The organism is Paraburkholderia sediminicola (assembly GCF_046027825.1).
Classification (GTDB): Bacteria; Pseudomonadota; Gammaproteobacteria; order Burkholderiales; family Burkholderiaceae; genus Paraburkholderia; species Paraburkholderia sediminicola_D.
In genome coordinates this window covers 17,427-34,032 of sequence record NZ_JAQQDU010000006.1, presented here as the reverse complement: position 1 = coordinate 34,032, position 16,606 = coordinate 17,427, and the positions used below count along the sequence as shown (strand labels likewise).

15 protein-coding genes are annotated in these 16,606 nt (G+C 62.8%); 8 read left to right on the top strand and 7 right to left on the bottom strand.

Annotation, left to right across the window (positions count from 1 at the left end; translation table 11 throughout):
* Positions 1-68: 68 nt before the first annotated feature.
* The 3 genes from PQQ96_RS04800 to PQQ96_RS04790 all read left to right on the top strand — a co-directional run bounded on the left by PQQ96_RS04800 (position 69) and on the right by PQQ96_RS04790 (position 2,030).
* Positions 69-695: a glutathione S-transferase family protein gene (locus tag PQQ96_RS04800; protein WP_408289477.1), complete on the top strand. Its 627-nt coding sequence runs from the start codon at positions 69-71 to the stop codon at positions 693-695.
* Positions 696-727: 32 nt separating this feature from the next.
* Positions 728-1,354, top strand: a complete 627-nt coding sequence (locus PQQ96_RS04795; RefSeq protein ID WP_408289474.1) for a glutathione S-transferase family protein — start codon at positions 728-730, stop codon at positions 1,352-1,354.
* A gap of 97 nt (positions 1,355-1,451) precedes the next feature.
* Complete coding sequence (locus PQQ96_RS04790) at positions 1,452-2,030, top strand: Fur family transcriptional regulator (RefSeq protein WP_408289472.1); 579 nt, start codon at positions 1,452-1,454, stop codon at positions 2,028-2,030.
* A 119-nt stretch (positions 2,031-2,149) separates the two neighbouring features.
* Here the strand turns inward: PQQ96_RS04790 and PQQ96_RS04785 are convergent, their stop codons facing one another.
* Together PQQ96_RS04785 and PQQ96_RS04780 are read right to left on the bottom strand one after the other, a co-directional pair.
* Complete coding sequence (locus PQQ96_RS04785; RefSeq protein ID WP_408289469.1) at positions 2,150-2,662, bottom strand: response regulator; 513 nt, start codon at positions 2,660-2,662, stop codon at positions 2,150-2,152.
* 452 nt (positions 2,663-3,114) lie between these two features.
* Positions 3,115-3,894 carry a TetR/AcrR family transcriptional regulator gene (locus PQQ96_RS04780; protein WP_408289466.1) on the bottom strand — a complete coding sequence of 260 codons (780 nt, stop codon included), beginning with the start codon at positions 3,892-3,894 and terminating at the stop codon, positions 3,115-3,117.
* Positions 3,895-3,969: 75 nt separating this feature from the next.
* On the opposite strand from PQQ96_RS04780, the gene PQQ96_RS04775 reads away from it, so the two are divergent.
* The 3 genes from PQQ96_RS04775 to PQQ96_RS04765 all read left to right on the top strand — a co-directional run bounded on the left by PQQ96_RS04775 (position 3,970) and on the right by PQQ96_RS04765 (position 8,129).
* Positions 3,970-5,505 (top strand): MDR family MFS transporter, encoded by a 1,536-nt coding sequence (locus tag PQQ96_RS04775; protein ID WP_408289464.1) that lies wholly within the window; start codon positions 3,970-3,972, stop codon positions 5,503-5,505.
* A 270-nt stretch (positions 5,506-5,775) separates the two neighbouring features.
* Positions 5,776-6,852, top strand: a complete 1,077-nt coding sequence (locus tag PQQ96_RS04770) for a hypothetical protein (RefSeq protein WP_408289461.1) — start codon at positions 5,776-5,778, stop codon at positions 6,850-6,852.
* Positions 6,853-7,055: 203 nt separating this feature from the next.
* On the top strand, positions 7,056-8,129 hold the full coding sequence (locus tag PQQ96_RS04765) for a TAXI family TRAP transporter solute-binding subunit (RefSeq protein ID WP_408289459.1): 1,074 nt from the start codon (positions 7,056-7,058) through the stop codon (positions 8,127-8,129).
* A 24-nt stretch (positions 8,130-8,153) separates the two neighbouring features.
* Here the strand turns inward: PQQ96_RS04765 and PQQ96_RS04760 are convergent, their stop codons facing one another.
* Entirely contained in the window at positions 8,154-9,605 is a 1,452-nt protein-coding gene (locus tag PQQ96_RS04760) for an aminotransferase-like domain-containing protein (protein WP_408289456.1), read from the bottom strand.
* Positions 9,606-9,721: 116 nt separating this feature from the next.
* Between PQQ96_RS04760 and PQQ96_RS04755 the strand changes: the two genes are divergently transcribed.
* Entirely contained in the window at positions 9,722-10,618 is an 897-nt protein-coding gene (locus tag PQQ96_RS04755; protein ID WP_408289454.1) for a DMT family transporter, read from the top strand.
* A gap of 120 nt (positions 10,619-10,738) precedes the next feature.
* Positions 10,739-11,644, top strand: coding sequence for a sap1 transcriptional regulator SapR (gene sapR, locus PQQ96_RS04750; RefSeq protein WP_408289451.1), 906 nt, complete (start codon positions 10,739-10,741; stop codon positions 11,642-11,644).
* 153 nt (positions 11,645-11,797) lie between these two features.
* On the opposite strand, the gene PQQ96_RS04745 is transcribed toward sapR, so the two are convergent.
* From PQQ96_RS04745 to PQQ96_RS04730, 4 genes are read right to left on the bottom strand one after another with little or no spacing between them, the layout of a single operon-like run.
* Entirely contained in the window at positions 11,798-12,538 is a 741-nt protein-coding gene (locus PQQ96_RS04745) for an ABC transporter ATP-binding protein (protein WP_408289448.1), read from the bottom strand.
* 18 nt (positions 12,539-12,556) lie between these two features.
* A complete protein-coding gene (locus PQQ96_RS04740; RefSeq protein ID WP_408289446.1) occupies positions 12,557-13,399 on the bottom strand; it encodes an ABC transporter ATP-binding protein in 843 nt (280 codons plus the stop codon).
* A 10-nt stretch (positions 13,400-13,409) separates the two neighbouring features.
* Positions 13,410-15,233: an ABC transporter permease gene (locus PQQ96_RS04735; protein ID WP_408289443.1), complete on the bottom strand. Its 1,824-nt coding sequence runs from the start codon at positions 15,231-15,233 to the stop codon at positions 13,410-13,412.
* Positions 15,234-15,280: 47 nt separating this feature from the next.
* Positions 15,281-16,477, bottom strand: a complete 1,197-nt coding sequence (locus tag PQQ96_RS04730) for an ABC transporter substrate-binding protein (protein WP_408289441.1) — start codon at positions 16,475-16,477, stop codon at positions 15,281-15,283.
* Between the last annotated feature and the right edge of the window lie 129 nt (positions 16,478-16,606).

The following is a 16,606-nucleotide window of genomic DNA, read 5'->3' as shown; positions in this document are numbered from 1 at the left end:
GTTACTGGCTGAACGCCACGCACCTCGCGCGGCTTGCCAACCGTCAATGTAAAAAAAGGATTTGCCGGATGATTACGATCTGGGGACGCACCAACTCGGTCAACGTACAGAAAGTCTTGTGGTGCTGCGATGAACTCGTGCTGCCGTACGAACGCATCGACGCGGGCCTGCAATTCGGCCGCAACAACGAGCCCGACTATCTCGCGATGAACCCGACTGGCAAGATTCCGACACTGGTCGACGACGACTTCGTGCTGTGGGAATCGAACTCGATCCTGCGCTATCTGGTGCTGCAATACGGCGAATCGAGCCTCCTGTATCCGTCCGAGCCGAAACTGCGCTCCAGCATCGACCGCTGGCTTGACTGGTCGCTTACCACGTTGCAACCCGCGGAAAAGCCCGTGTTCTGGGCCCTCGTACGCACGCCCGCCGCCGAGCGCAACGCCGCCAAACTCGCCACCGACTTCAGCGCGGTCACGCTGCAGTGGCGCCTGCTGGACAACTTTCTGCAAGGCCGCTTCTTCCTCGAAAGCGAGAAGTTCACGCTCGCCGATATCGTGATCGGCGCGTACGCCAAACGCTGGTTCGGACTGGAAGGCGTCGAACGTCCTCCGCTGCCGAATCTGGAGCGTTGGTATTCCCGGATTGCGACGCGCCCGGGTTTCAAGAAATACATCGATTTCCCGCTGACTTAATTCAAACGGCGGCCATCCGGCGCCCATCCGACATGACGATCACGCTCTACGCATGGGGCACGCCGAACGGCCGCAAGGTCAGCGTCGCCCTCGAAGAAATGGAACTGCCGTACACGGTGAAGCCGGTCAACATCGGCCGTGGGGAGCAGTTCCAGCCCGACTTTCTGCGCATCAGCCCAAACAACAGGATTCCTGCGATCGTCGATACGGACGGGCCGGACGGCCAGCCGATCAGCGTGTTCGAGTCGGGTGCGGTGCTGCTGTATCTTGCTGAAAAGACGGGCAAATTCCTGCCGAAGACGCTGCGCGAGCGCGTCCCGGTGCTCGAGTGGCTGATGTGGCAAATGGGCGGTTTCGGGCCCATACCGGGTCAGGTGCACCACTTCGCCGCGCTCGAGTCAGCCGCCGACCGCACCTATGGCCTCAAGCGTTATTCGGACGAAACCCACCGTTTGTATGGCGTGCTCGACCGGCGCCTCGCACAAACGGAGTTCGTGGCGGGAGACTTGTCAGTGGCGGATTTCGCGATTCTTGGCTGGGCGTGGCGTCACGAACGGCACAAAGTGGACCTCGCCACCTATCCAAATGTGAAACGCTGGTACGAAGCGCTGTTCGCGCGGCCCGGCGTGCAGCGCGGCTTTGCGGTAAAGCTCGACTGAGTCCGGCAGCCACATGCTTCGCGGCGGCGCCCAGCCGCGACCGGCAGGTGTACCGGACATCGGCACAGCGAAGCACGATGACCTTTATAATCGACGCATGAAGATCGCCAAGCCCGCTACGACCGCCGATAAAGCCACCCCTGCCGCCTCCGCTCATCATCATGAGCCGGGGCACACGCACGGTGAGCGCGGCGAATCGCAGGAAGCCGCACTGACTCTCGCGGAAGAATATTGCCGCGAACGCGGCGAAAAACTCACGCCAATCCGCCGCAAAGTGCTCGAATTGCTGCTAAATTCCGGGCGCGCCACCAAAGCGTATTCGCTGCTCGACGACATGCGCCAGATCCATCCCGGCTCGGCGCCGCCCACGGTTTACCGGGCGCTCGACTTTCTGCTCTCGGCCGGACTCGTGCACCGCATCGAATCGATCAATGCGTTCACCGTCTGCCACGACCTGACGCAATGCCAGCACGGCATTCTGGTGGTCTGCCAGCAATGCGGCAACGTCACCGAACTGCACCAGCCTAAACTGCGCCAGGCGCTCGTCGCGCAAATCGAAGACGCGGGCTACCGCCTTGCCAGTGATGAAATCGAATTGAAGGGACTGTGTTCCGCCTGTCAGACAGCGGAAGCGGCGAGCGCCGGTGCCGCAACACCGGTCGCCGCCACAAAATGACGGCAGCGCCGGCAATCAGATTTGCAGGCTGATTGCCGGGCGCTTCGCTGAGCGATAGCTAGCCGCCGAAGATGCGGTGGCGAGCCAACCGCCACTCGCCCCCCCGCCAATGAAACCGCTCAGCCCGCCGCGCGAGAGGCGATCGCGTCGTGCAATAGCGTCACGAGGTCTTCCGGCAATGCCGGCTTGGTCATGAAATGCTGGAAGCCTTCGCCGATGCTACGCAAGCGGTAAGCGTCGTCGGTATGGCCCGTGAGCGCCACGGCCACCGAAGGTGCGTGGTCCCCGCGAATCTCGTGATCGCGCAGCCGCTGGATCAGATAAAAGCCGTCCATGCCCGGCAACTCGAGGTCGCACACCACGGCGTCAGGCAACAGCCGCAGCGCCGCTTCGACGCCCTCTTCGGCATCCGCCACAGCAACCACATGCGCGCCTTCCGCCTCGAGTAACAAGGCCAGTGATTCCCGGCTATCCAGGTCGTCTTCGACGAGCACGATCGTGGCCTGATCGAGTCTCAATGCTCCGTTCATGTTCTGTTGCTGCTCTAAAAAACCGGTTAGGCCCTCAAACGTGGCCAACGTATCGTCCTGCTGTTTGCCGCCGAGCTGCGCGGCTACGGGTTTGGTGTTCATGGTTCCGACTCGATTTCATGCGTCGAGTTGCATGCAGGCCCGCGATTGTAAAACATGGCCTGAGCGCAACGCGTGCGCACAGTAACGCGCCAAAATTGCACGCCGATGAAAAACCGGCTCTCGCGGCCATTGTCCTGGCAGACCGATGCCGACACCCGATTCGCCGTGGCGGCCGCTGCAAACTCATGCGCGCCGCTTTGCCCGCCCGGCGTCTTCCCTGACATTCATGTGCTTTTGCGACGCCGGCGCTGTTGCGCGCTTTTGCGTTTTAGCGCGCGGCGTTCACATCCACCCCTCAGGTAGCACGTCGCGTGCCTCGCTGGTTTTCGCCGTTGCGTCTGCATGGTTGCGCGGCCTGCCTCACGGTCCATGGCGACGCTATCATCAACAGACGAAAGAGGCTTATGAGGTGTGGCGGCAGAAACGTAATCTTGCGTGAGTCCGTGGGCGTGTCAGTCCGCTTTGCGTGGACCGATGCCCTGCACCAGCAAGGCCACCGCATGCCGGGCTATCTCCGCGCCGCCGATATTGCGCCGCACGGGATCGTTACGCCAGAGCTTCGACGTAGCCAGCGGCAGAATCGTCATGCCCAGCAGCGTGACGAACACCAGTGCCGGCTCCAACCCGGCATTCAGCCGCCCTTCCTTTTGCCAGCGCGCGATGGCTAGCAGCGAGGCCTTTTGATGCGCATTGCCGAACCGTTCATGCATGCGCTGGCGCAGCAGGCCCCCGTCGCTGATCACTTCGCGCACCCACAGCGACGGAAACCACGGGTTGTCGCTTGCCACCTGAACCAAACGCTGCGCGAGTTGCGTGATGGCCGCCACCGGGTCGTCGGGATTTTCCTGAAACGGCACGCCGAGCCCGGCGCGTAGCGGAGCGAAACGCTCGTCGATCAGCACGTCGAGCAGTTGATCGCGCGTCTTGAAGTAGTAATGCATCATCGCCGGCGTGAAACCCGCCTCGCGGGCAATCTCCCCGAGCGTGGTGTCGACGATGCCCTGCCGCGCGAACAAAGCGAGCGCGGCGTCCAGCAGGCGGCTGCGCTGCTCCGGGCCGCGCGCCGAGCCCGACGGCCTGCCGGGGCGCCGTGCGGGTGCTTGCATCGCAACGTTCGCAGACTCACTCGCGCCGGCGGACGCCGCAGGCTTCGAAAGCTTTCCTGCCTTCACGGCGGCCGTGCTGCGCGGTGTGCTCTTCACTTTCTGTTCATCTGCCGGAATCCTTGCCATTGCATTCAATTTGACGAGTGACGCGATGTCGCATATATTAATCTCCGAATTAATTAATTTCAAGACCGTGGCGCCATGGACCAACCGACAACGACTCAACCCGCCGAACTGGCAACGCCCGATGCGCAGCCCGGCTCGCGGGCAACCGACCACCCGCCGATCCGCCTGCTGTTTCCGGCGCTGCTGCTGGTCATGCTGCTCGCCGCGCTCGATCAGACCATTGTCTCGACCGCGCTGCCGACCATCGTCGGCGAACTCGGCGGGCTCAACAACCTGTCATGGGTCGTGACTGCCTACCTGCTCAGCTCGACGATCGTCGTGCCGCTGTACGGCAAATTCGGCGATCTGTTCGGCCGCAAGATCGTGCTTCAGACGGCGATTGTCGTGTTCCTCGTCGGCTCCGCGTTGTGCGGTATCGCGCAGGACATGACCCAGTTGATCGTGCTGCGTGCGCTGCAAGGGCTCGGCGGCGGCGGCCTGCTAGTCGTGACGATGGCCGCAATCGGGGACGTAATTCCGCCGGCTGAGCGCGGCCGCTACCAGGGCGTATTCGGTGGCGTGTTCGGTCTCGCGACGGTAATCGGGCCGCTGCTCGGCGGCTTTCTCGTCGAGCACCTCTCATGGCGCTGGATTTTCTACATCAACCTGCCGCTCGGCATCATTTCGCTGGCGGTGATCGGCGCGGTCTTCAAGCCGCACGTGCGTCATGTAAAGCACACCATCGACTACATGGGTGCCGCGTTTCTCGCCGGCGCGCTCACCTGCATCATCCTGTTCACGAGCCAGGGCGGCACGATCCTGCCGTGGTCGTCGCCGCAGTTGTGGTTCACGCTGGGCATGGGGCTCGTGGCGATCTGGGGTTTCATCCACGAAGAGCGCACGGCTATCGAACCGATCATGCCGCTCGAACTCTTCAAACAGCGCACGTTTTTACTGAGCAGTCTGATCGGCTTCATCATCGGCGTGTCGCTGTTCGGCTCGGTCACGTTCCTGCCACTGTATTTGCAGGTCGTTAAAGGCTCGACGCCGACGGAAGCCGGCATGCAGATGTTGCCGATGATGGGCGGTCTGTTCGTGATGTCGATGGTGACCGGACGCGTAATCAGCAAGATCGGCAAGTACCGCATGTTCCCAATCGCCGGCACGTTCCTCGTGGCCGTCGCCATGGTGCTGCTCGCACGCCTGCAGATCGACACACCCATTCATGTGATGTATCTCTACATGGGCATTCTCGGCTTCGGCCTCGGCATGGTGATGCAGGTGCTGATTCTCGCCGTGCAGAATACGGTCGAGTTCAAGCACATGGGTGTGGCCACTTCGGGCGCGACGCTGTTCCGTTCAATCGGCGGCTCGATCGGTGTAGCCAGTTTTGGCGCGGTGTTTTCCAATGGCCTCGCCGCGCGCCTGGAAGCGTTGATACCGCCCGGCACCGAATTGCCGCACGCACTCGGACCGATGGCCATCCACCAGTTGCCCGAAGCGTTGCGCGACGATTATCTGCAAGCGTTTGCCGGTGCGTTGCACACGGTGTATCTGTCGGCGGCCTGCGTCGTGGTACTGGCCTTCGCACTCGCGTGGCTTCTGAAGGATCATCCGCTGCGCAAGCACTGAAAAAACTCATCCGCCCGTTCGTTCTGCAGACATATGCAGTGTTTCGTCGTACCTACAAACGTGCTCCGCCGCACATAAAGTAGGTGAGAACGTCGATTGACGTTCTCACTGAAACGCCACATATTGCAAGCAGCGGCACCGCAAGCGAGAACTTGCGTCCCAAGGTTCTCCAGCGCATGTGGATCGTGGTTTTCGCGGAAGTTGCTTCCTGTCTGAACGCGATCTGGAGCATGCCGTATAGGCATTGTTTTCCACAGGTGGGTCCACAGTATGTCCACCCAGACAATACCCGGCCATAGTTTTCCGACGCCCTGCAAGCGCTGTGGCGGTGCGCTATACCGGCAAGTCGACTATTGCCCATATTGCGGCGCGGTGCATCCGCTCGACACCGGTCCAAACAAGCGCGTTGTGATTCCCGGCAGCCGCGCCAGTGCCATGAACAAGACTGCGCAGAAAAGCAGTTTCGATCCGACGCAACCGAGCGAAACCGAGCTCGCCGCGCCGGCTGCGTTCACCGACGAAGCCGTCCCTATCGAGCCCCCGATGCTACCGGTACTCGCGTCGCTTCCTCTGCGTGCTGATCCGCCACCCTCCTCCAACCTGCCGCCTTCTGCCGATCCGCCGCATTCTGGCGGCCGCAACATGCTCTCACTGCGTTGGGTGCTGCTCGCCATCGTGGCCATTGGCGCAATCGGACTAGCGTATGTCGCCTACGCACTATTCAGCGACAACCACGACTCGCAGAACGACGCCACCGAACAGAGCGCCGACAACGCGCCGGACGCAAGAACAGCGACCGGCACGATTGCGCAATACGCACCGGCTCAATCGACAAATCAGGCCGCAGCGGCTAAGCCCGCTGTTCCCGCCAATCCTGCCAATCTCGCCAAGGCCGCGCCGGCGATCCCAGTCACGCCTATTGCGCCGCCGGTAGCCGCAACGCCTGTGAAACCAGCGGCGCCGCAGTTCCGCGATGCGACGCAAGCGCTGCAGGCTGCGCGTCTGGCCTTCCGCGCCAACGATCTGTCCGCGGCACAAGCGGCGCTTGGCGCTGCGCAAACGCTGCAACCCGACAGCACCGACGCGCAAAGCCTGCTGAGCGAATTGAAACCGCTTGCCGCGCGCCGCGACACCGCGTTGCAGGCCGCACAGTTGTGTGCCGCGCAGCAGTCGTGGAGTTGCGCACGCCAGCATGCCAATGAGGCGCTGGCGATCGACACCGGCAACGACACGGCGAAGACGATCCTCGAACGCGTGATTCACGAAACAGGTTGGGCGCCGCTCAAACCGCATGCGGCAATCGACAGTCCGGTCAGCGATAAATCATTTGGATACCGAATTTCATAGCTGTTCGTACGACCGATTTTCCTGAGTGACTGACTGAATCATGGCACGCCCGATCGCACTGGCGTTTCGCGTGTTCTCTGAGTGGCAACAGACGGACATGGCATGCGCAGCGCATCGAACATGAGATGGCAAACCGGCTTACCGGTGCTTCGCGCGCGCCGACGCGAGAGGCTGTTCAAACCTGACCGATGGGTGGATAGACCATGCTGAAAAGACTTCTCGCGGGATGGCTGGGGCTGGCGCTAATGGTCATCTGTTCGTTCGCGGGCGCGGAGCCTGCGCACTACAAGATCGTCACCGGTCCGGAACGGGGCACGTACATTCAGATCGGCCAGGATCTGTCGAAATGGGTGGCGCAACCGGCGGGCATCGACCTGGAAGTCATGGCGTCGAAGGGCTCGGCTGAAAACGTACAGCGCATGCGCTTCGAGCCGGGCGTGAAGCTCGCGCTGGTGCAGTCCGACGTGTATCAGGCCTACATCGACATGGCCAACGCGGGCAATGCCGATGCGGGCACCGCAATCCGCCCGCTACGGCTCATCATGCCGCTCTACGACGAGGAAATTAACGTCGTGGTGCGCGCGGACTCGCCGATGAAAACCTTCGCCGACATCAAGGACAAGAGCATCAGTGTGGGCCTGATCGGCAGCGGCACCGCGCAATCGGCCACGACCCTCTATCACCTGATGTTCGGACAGGCGATTCCCGAGCAGAACATCCAGCACCTGAGTAACGAAGACGCGCTAGCCGCCTTGATCGTCAAGAAAGTGGACGTTGCGATCATCGTGGTCGGGCAGCCGGCGAAACTGTTCACCGACATGAATCCCGAACTGCTGCAACAACTCCGCCCTCTGAGGGTTGATCCCAACGCGCCCGAAACCGCCCGTGCGAAGCAGACGTATTTTCCCGCGACGCTCCGCGCGACGAGCTATCCGAACTGGCTGAAAGAAGATGTCCCCACGTTGACGGTGAAGGCCTTTCTCGTCACTTACGATTACGGTCTGCGCGACACCGTCGTCAACCTGAACCGCTTTGCGGACTCGCTGTGCGCCAACTTCGATAATCTGCAGGAGCACGGACATCCGAAGTGGAAGCAGGTGAAACTCGAATTGCCGACGCTCGTGCGCGGATGGAAATACTACGGGCCCGTAGAGAAGCATTTGCGCGCGTGTCTCACGAACAAGAGTGCGGCGATCAGTGCGACGGCGGCGCAAGCCGCGCAGAAACCGCACTCCACGTGCACGGATCAGGAGCGTCTGCTGTTGCTGTGCAAGTAAGCTCGCGTGGTGAGAAGCACGCGTTCAGGCGTGCTCCTGCGATGCGGCCGACACGTCCATCGCCCGTTGCAGGGCCTCGTACACCTTCGGCCGGTTGCATTGCGACACGTTAAAGCGCAGGAAGCCGGCCGCCGACTGCGACGCGCTAAACACATTGCCCGGCGCGAACACCACACTCTCCGCTAACGCGTGACGCGCGATATCGGCGGCGTCGAGCGCATCCGGCAGGCGCGCCCACACGAAAATACCGGCGCGTGGCCGCGTCCACACTTCAAGGCCTGCATAGCCCAGCCGCCTGATCGTCTCGCCCATGGCGTCCGCGAGCTTCGTGCGCATCGATTCCAGATGCCGCCGGTACGTGCCGTCCACCAGCAGACGATGCACGACGCTCGCCGCGAGCTGGCTGTTGCCGAACGTGGTGGCCAGCTTCAGATCGACCAGCGGCTCGATCCATTCGCTGCGCGCCGCGATGTAGCCGCAGCGCACGGCGGCGGACAAGGTCTTCGAAAAACTGCCGATCGAGACCACCCGCGCGAGACCGTCGAACGCCGCAAGACGCGGCGCCGGTTCGTCCTCGAAGTCAGCGAAGATATCGTCCTCGACAATCAGCAGATTGTGCTCGCCCGCCAGTTTCAGCAGCCGGTGCGCGATGGCCGGCGCGAGCGTGGCGCCAGTCGGATTGTGGACCGCGGAATTGGTCACGTAGAGCCGCGGACGATGCTCGATCAACGCCCGCTCGAATGCCGCCAGATCGGGCCCGGACGGCGTATAAGGCACACCGACGATACGGACGCGATGCGCGCGCAGCAGCGCCTGAAAGTTGAAGTAGCACGGGTCGTCGATCAGGACCGTGTCGCCCGGTTCGAGCAGAAAACGGCAGACGAGATCGAGCGCGTGCGTGCCGCCGTCGGTCAGCAGGATCTGCTCGGGCGGCGCTTCCACGCCGTGCTGCGCGAGCCGCCAGGCGAGTTGCTGACGCAGCGCGGGCAGACCGCCCGGGCTCGCATAGTCGGCGAGCGGCGCTTGCGGATCGCGCGCCACGGCACGCAATGCGCGGCGTACGCCATCTTCCGGCAGCCACGAAGGCGGCATCCAGCCACAGCCCGGCTTGAGCACCTTCGCATCGGCCTCCAGCGACTGCCGCGTGAGCCACAGCGGATCAACCTCGCGATCCAGCCGCGGCCCGAGATCGGCGAGCGCGAGCGGCGGCGCGTGGCCGGACACAAAAAAGCCGGAACCGCGCCGCGCCACGATCACCCCTTCCGCGACCAACCGGTCGTATGCTTCCACCACGGTCGACTTCGACACGCCGAGTGCCTCGGTCATCACGCGGATCGACGGCACGCGCGCGCCCGGCATCAGCGAACGGCTCGCGATGCGCTCGCGCAAGTTGTCCATCACGGTGCCGACACGCGTGCCGGCTTGCATACCGGGTTGCATCCCTGAAACCATCCGGTTGCTATCGCTTTCCGCCATCTGTACTGCTCCATGTTCGGTACAGTTTGTACGAATTGTACTGATCCGTAGCTTACCCTTTGCAGCCCAAAAGCGGATGCTATAGATTCCATTTTCAATGCGTATGGACTTTTTCGATGGACAAGACAACGAACGGCTGGGTGAGCGGCATGGTGGGCGTGTTGATTTTTAGCGGCTCGCTACCCGCCACGCGCATCGCCGTGCAGGGCCTCGATCCGGTGTTTCTGACGGTCGCCCGCGCGACCATCGCGGGCACGCTGGGTCTGTTGCTTCTGCTGGTATTTCGCCAGGCTCGGCCGGCCAAGCGCGACCTCATCCCGCTGGTGGTGGTCGCGCTCGGCGTGGTAGTCGGCTTTCCGCTCCTGACCGCCCTCGCGCTGCGCCACGTGAACGCGGCGCACGCCGTGGTGTTCGTCGGGCTCCTGCCGCTGTCCACGGCGATCTTCGGCGTGCTGCGCGGCGGCGAGCGCCCGCAGCCGGCGTTCTGGCTGTTCTCGGCGCTCGGCAGCGGCGCGGTGGTGGCGTTCGCCTTGCGCCACGGCATCGACGCATCGCCGCTCGGCGATGCGCTGATGCTGGCGGCGATCGTCGTCTGCGGCCTGGGTTATGCCGAAGGCGCGCGACTGTCGCGCCATCTCGGCGGCTGGCAGGTGATTTCGTGGGCGCTGGTGCTGTCGCTGCCGCTGATGCTGCCGCTCGCCTGGTGGTCGCGGCCCGCCTCGTTCGAAGGGGTGAGCCACGCGGCGCTGTGGGGGCTCGCGTACGTATCGCTCTTCAGCATGCTGATCGGATTCGTGTTCTGGTATCGCGGACTGGCGCTCGGCGGCATCGCGGGGGTCGGGCAACTGCAGTTGCTGCAGCCGTTCTTCGGCCTGCTGCTCGCCGGTTTGCTGCTGCACGAACAGGTACCGCCCGCGATGATCCTGGTGACGGTCGTGGTGGTGGCCTGTGTGGCGGGCGCGCGGCGCTTCTCGCGAGCCGCGCCAGCGCGACCGGCGCAGCCAGCAGTCTGAACGGAGTCTCGCCCGCGCGTGCGCGCGCCCTGATTTTCAGGATCGCGCGGGGTCGGCCAGCGGTTGACTATGTCATCATCTCAATAATCGACCCACCACTCGCCCCGCGCCGCGACTACGATGCCGACCGCCTTTGCACAAACCGTCGAAGCTCACTTCGCCGAACTCACGCCCACCTCCAAGCGCGTCGCCAGTTACATGCTGGCGAATCTCGACCGGCTTGGCCTCGAAAACGCCGATCAGATCGCCCGGCAAGCCGGCACCAGCGGCATCTCGGTGGGCCGGTTCCTGCGCAGCATCGGCTACCAGAACCTCGACGACCTGAAGCGCGAACTGCGCGGCGCGGAGGAACGCCCGTGGCTGATCACCGACCGGCTCGACGCGTTTCGCCGCGCCTCCGGCCAGCACGACGAAGCCACACCGGCCGCAAGCGGGCCTGATGCTTCCCATTCCGCCACCAACCCGGCGCTCGCTCACTCGCTCGAACTAGAAATCGGCGCGATCCAGCATGTCTACCAGCTTGCGCAATCGCCGGTGTTCGCCCGCGTGGCCGAACACATCTCGAATGCGGACGCCGTCTATATCCTCGGCATCCAGTCCACGCGTGGCATCAGCAACGCGTTTTACAGCTACCTTGAGTACATCCGCCCGCGAGTGTTCTATTCCGACGGCATGTCGGGTTCCTATGTCGATTCGCTGAACTCTGAGTTCAAGGCACCGTATCTGATCATCACCGATACTCGCGCCTATTCGATGATCGCGCGCCGTTATTGTGAAGCCGCTGCGCGCCGTGGCCTGCCCTTTGCGCTCGTCACCGATATTTACTGTCCGTGGGCGCGTGACTTCGACGGCGATCTTTTGCAGGTGAAGACCGATGTCGGTCAGTTCTGGGATTCGCTGGCGCCGCTCACGTGCCTGTTCAACCTGCTGATCTCGGCGATTGTCGAACGGCTTGGGCCGGGCATCGATGAACGCGTTGCACGCAATCGCGAACTGCAAAGCGAATTCGACCAGTTCGACCTTTGAAGCCGCCTTCGCCTACAGCCATATGACTGACTATCGGCTCGTCGATGTTACCTGCGCCACGCATGGCAATGACAGGCTGTTCTTCAGAGTGATGAACGGCTGAACGCAACAGCACCAGCGGCTCGCCGCGCTTAATGGTGCTCGTTGATCGCGTCACGATGCCGTCGTCGCCGCAGCTTCGCCTCCGAGATACGCATCGCGGATCCGCTCATCGCCGAGCAGTGATTCGGCCGTGCCTTCGAGCACGACGCGGCCCGTCTGCAGCACATAGCCGTAATGCGCGATCTCCAGCGCGAGGCTGGCGTTCTGCTCGACCATGAAGAACGTCACACCTTGCCGGTTAATCGTGTCGATCAACTCCAGCACCTTGTCGACGTAGAGCGGCGACAAACCCATGGTGGATTCGTCCATGCAGATCAGTTTCGGCCGGCTCATCAGCGCGCGCGCCATGGCTAGCATCTGCTGCTCGCCGCCGGAGAGCGTGCCAGCCTTTTGCGTCAGGCGTTCTTTCACGCGCGGGAAAAGGCCCAGCACACGCTCGTAGTCTTCGTCGATGGAATCGCGGTCACGCCGCGTATAGGCGCCCATCAGCAGATTTTCACGCACTGTCATGTCGCCGAACAGCCGCCGCGCTTCAGGCACCGAACCGACACCCCGCCGCACGATCTGCGGCGTGCTGAGTCCGGTGATCGCTTCGCCTTCGAACGTTATGCTGCCGGTGCGCGGCTTGTGCAGACCGAGAATCAGCTTCATGGTGGTCGACTTGCCGCTCGCGTTGCCGCCGAGCAGACTCACGATCTGGCCGCGCCGCACCTGGAAATTGACATCGAAATGCACCTGGACGGGGCCGTAGAACGTTTCGATGTGTTCGAGTTTAAGTAAAGCGTCGCTCATCGTTGATGTTCCAAAAGTTCAGGCCGCAACGCGCACGGTCGCCGCGCCGCCGACATTGCGATGCCCCAGATACGCTTCGATCACACGCGGATCGTTGCGCACGTCGCGCGGCAGGCCTTCAGCGATCTTCGCGCCGTTGTCGAGCACGATCACGCGATCCGATAGCCGCATCACCATGTCGAGTTTGTGTTCGATCAGCAGGATGGTGAGTCCGCGCGCCTTCAGTTGCTGAATCAGCACCAGCATTTCGGCGGTTTCGGACTCGTTCATGCCGGCCGTCGGTTCGTCGAGCAGCAGGATGCGTGGATGCAAAGCGAGCGCGCGGGCAATCTCGACGCGCCGCCGGTTCGCATACGACAGGCTATGCGCCGGATGATCGATACGCGGCGTCAGGCGCTCGCCAAATCCCGCGACGATCTCGCGCACTTCGTCGCGCAACGCCGCGTCTTCACTGCGGAGCGAAGCCGGTCCGATTAGCGCGCGCGCCACTTCGGCAATCGCGCCGATAATCGGCCAACCCGTGCGAGTGGCGCGCAAACGCGCGTGCGCACCGATCAACACGTTGTCGAACACGCTCAGATTGCCGAACACCCGGCCATGTTGAAACGTCCGTGCGAGCCCGAGCGCGGCGAGTTTTTCCGGCCGTACGCCGGTAATGTCACGGCCGTCGAATTGCACGGTGCCTGCGTCCGGCGTATCGAGCCCGGTAATCAGATTGAACAGCGTCGACTTGCCCGCGCCGTTTGGCCCGATCACGCTGACGAGTTCGCCCTCCGAAATCGAAAGATCGACCCCGTTCACAGCGGTCAGTCCACCGAAGCGCCGCGTCACGCCGCGCACGTCGAGAAGAGTCTGTGTCATGTGCGCTCCGTCATACCGTTCCCAGCAAACCCTGCGGCCGGAACCGCACCAGCAGCAGCAATACCAGGCCGTAGATCAGCATCCGATAGTCGGCGGCCCAGCGGAAAATCTCCGGCAAGCCGATCAACGCGACCGCGCCAACGATCCCACCCAGCACGTTGCCGAGGCCGCCGAGAATCACCATCGTCAAGGCAAGGATGGACACCTGCGAGTCGAAGGTCTGGTTGTTGATGTAGCTATACAGATGCGCCGCAATCCCACCGCTAATGCCGGCGGCCAACCCACCGAACGCAAAAGCAATCGCCTTGTAGCGGTTCGGGCGAATCCCGTGCGAGCGCGCCGCGACCTCGTCTTCGCGAATCGCACGCAGCGTGCGCCCCAGATGCGAGCCCAACAGCCGCGTTTGCAGCAGCGCCAGGACGATCAGCACACCCAGTGCGAACCAGTAGATCGCCCGCGCGCTGTCCGGCGTCCAGCCGAACACCGACAGCGGCGCAATGCCGGCGATGCCGAGCGGGCCGCGCGTCAGACTGTCCCAGTTGAGGATCACGAGGCTCACCACTTCGCCGATACCGAGCGTTGCAATCGACACGTAGTGCCCACGCAAACGGAACGCCGGATAGACCAGCAGCGTACCGAGCGCGGCGGTGATCAGACCCGCGCAAAAGATCGTCACGACCGGCGACCAGCCGAGATTCGTCGATAGCAACGCAGACGCGTACGCCCCGATCACCAGCAGCGCGGCATGACCGAGCGAAATCTGCCCGACCGTGCCCGCCACCAGTGTCAGGCTCAACGCCAACATTCCGTACAGCCAGGCATTGGTGAGTGTTTGCAGGAGATAGGACGAACTGGCAACGAACGGCAGCGCAACCGCCGCCAACGCAAGCGCGATCACCACGGCGCGCGGCACCTTCACCGCTTTGCCCGCGGACAGGAACGTGCCGGTCATCGGCTCGGGCGGCAAACGACGGCTGCCGCTAAAGAGTCCGTTGGGCCGCCACACCAGAAACAACAGCAGCAGAACGAACGCGAACAGATCGCGGTAACTGGTGCCGAAGATCGCCACCCCATAGCTCTCGACCAGACCCAGCAGCAGGCTGCCGACAATCGCGCCCGGCACGTTGCCCAGACCACCGATCAGCAACGCCACCACGCCCTTGAGCGTGGCCTGGAAACCCATCGCCGGATCGATGCTGTTGTAGTACATGCCGACCAGCAAGCCGCTCACGCCGCCGAGCGCGCACGCAATCGCAAACACCGCCTGATTGACGCCGTTGACGTTGACGCCCATCTGCTGCGCCGCGTCCCGGTCCTGCGCCGTTGCGCGCACGGCCCAACCGAGGCGCGTGAAACGCAGGAACACATAAAGCACGGCAGCCGCCGTCACGCCGATACCGGCAATCAGCAGATCCAGCGAACCGATTGTCGCGCCACCAAGACGGAAATGCCAATCAGGCAGCGTACTCGGCACCGGCCGCGGATCGGCGCCGAACAGCAACTGCGCGCACTGATCGAGCACGAAGCTGATACCGATCGTGGCGAGCAACGGGGCAATGCGTGCCGCGCCCTGCAGCGGCCGCAAGCCGATGCGCTCGATCGCGATGCCCAGCAGCCCGCAGCCGAGCACCACCGCGAGCAAGGCCAGCGGCAACGGCAACCCGAACCGCGTCAGACACAGCCAGCCGATGAAGCTGCCGATCATGTACACCGAGCCGTGCGCGAAGTTAATCAGATGCGACACGCCAAAGATCAGCGCGAGGCCGACCGCCAGCAACGCATAGATGTTGCCGACGATCAGTCCGTTGATCGTGTAGTCAAGCCATGAAGCCATAGCATTCAGATCCGGTGAGAAGCAGACACGTGAGCGTTACTGAACCGTTATTTGGAAACGATCTGCGGCTTCGCACCGTCCCATTGCGTGAACTGATTGTCCTTGACGACCAGGTACACGCTGCGCGCGCCGGCCACACGGCGCGTCTGCGGATCAAACTGCACCTTGCCGAAAATAAGACTCGGCACATCCTTGATCTGCTTCAGGCCGTCATGCACCGCCTGACGGGTCACGCCATAGCGGCGCATGACTTCCGCCGAAACGATCATCGCGTCGTAAGCGCGCGCGGCGAAGGTGTCGGGCTCGCCGTTGTACTTCGCGCGATAACGCTGCACGAAGTCCTGCACTTCAGGCCGCTTGTCGCCGGGGAAGAAATTCGATTCGGTGAATACGCCGTTCACGGCCTCGCCGCCCAGTTCGAGAAACTTCGGCGAATAGACCGAGCCCACTGCGGCGATGGGTTGCGTCAAACCCGACGAACGCGCCTGGCGCACGATCTGCGCACCGTCCGCGTAGTACGAGATCAGCACCAGCGAATCGGGTTTCGCTTCGTTCACGCGCACCAGCGTCGCGCGGAAATCTTTTTCAGTCGGCTGATAGCCTTCCGCCGCGACGACCTGTGCGCCATCCTGCGCGGCGGCTTTCGCAAAAATTTCTTTGCTGGTGCGCCCCCAGTCGGTATTCAGATAGAGCACGGCAATGCGCTTGAAGCCGAGTTCCTTCGTCGCGTAATGTGCGAGCAGCGGCTGCTCTTCAGCTTGACTCAGTGCCGTGCTCCACATGTAGTCGCCCCCCTTGGTGAAGTCGGGGTGTGAATTGGTGAAGCCGAATTGCACGAGTTGTCCGCGCTGATAAATGGGCGAAGCCGCCATCGAGGTCGTGCTCGACAGGTCACCCAATTCCAGCAGAATGCGCGGATCGCCGACGAACTTCTGCGCGATCGATACGGCCTGGCGCGGGTCGCTCCGGCTGTCCTCGAAGTCGTAGGCAAGCGGGCGGCCCTTGATGCCGCCCTGGCTATTGATCCGCTCCAACGCGAGATCGAAGCCGCGCTTCCATTGCGTGCCGTATTGCGCGTCCTGTCCGGTAAGCGGTCCACTCACGCCGATCAGATACGGTTCGCCCGCTGCGGCGCCAGCATAGACCGGCGAGGTTGCTGCGATGCCTATCACTGCGGCGAGCACCGGAAGCGTTTTCAACCAGCGTGACCAGTTGCTCCGCGACGATTTGGATACGTGTTTCATGTTTGCCCCGACTCCCATCTTCAAAGTGAGGCCATGTAACCACGGTGAATTCGGACGACCCAACGAAGTTTTGGGAATATGGTTATCACGTTGGCGAACATGCCTTAGCTCGCACAAGACAACGTGATG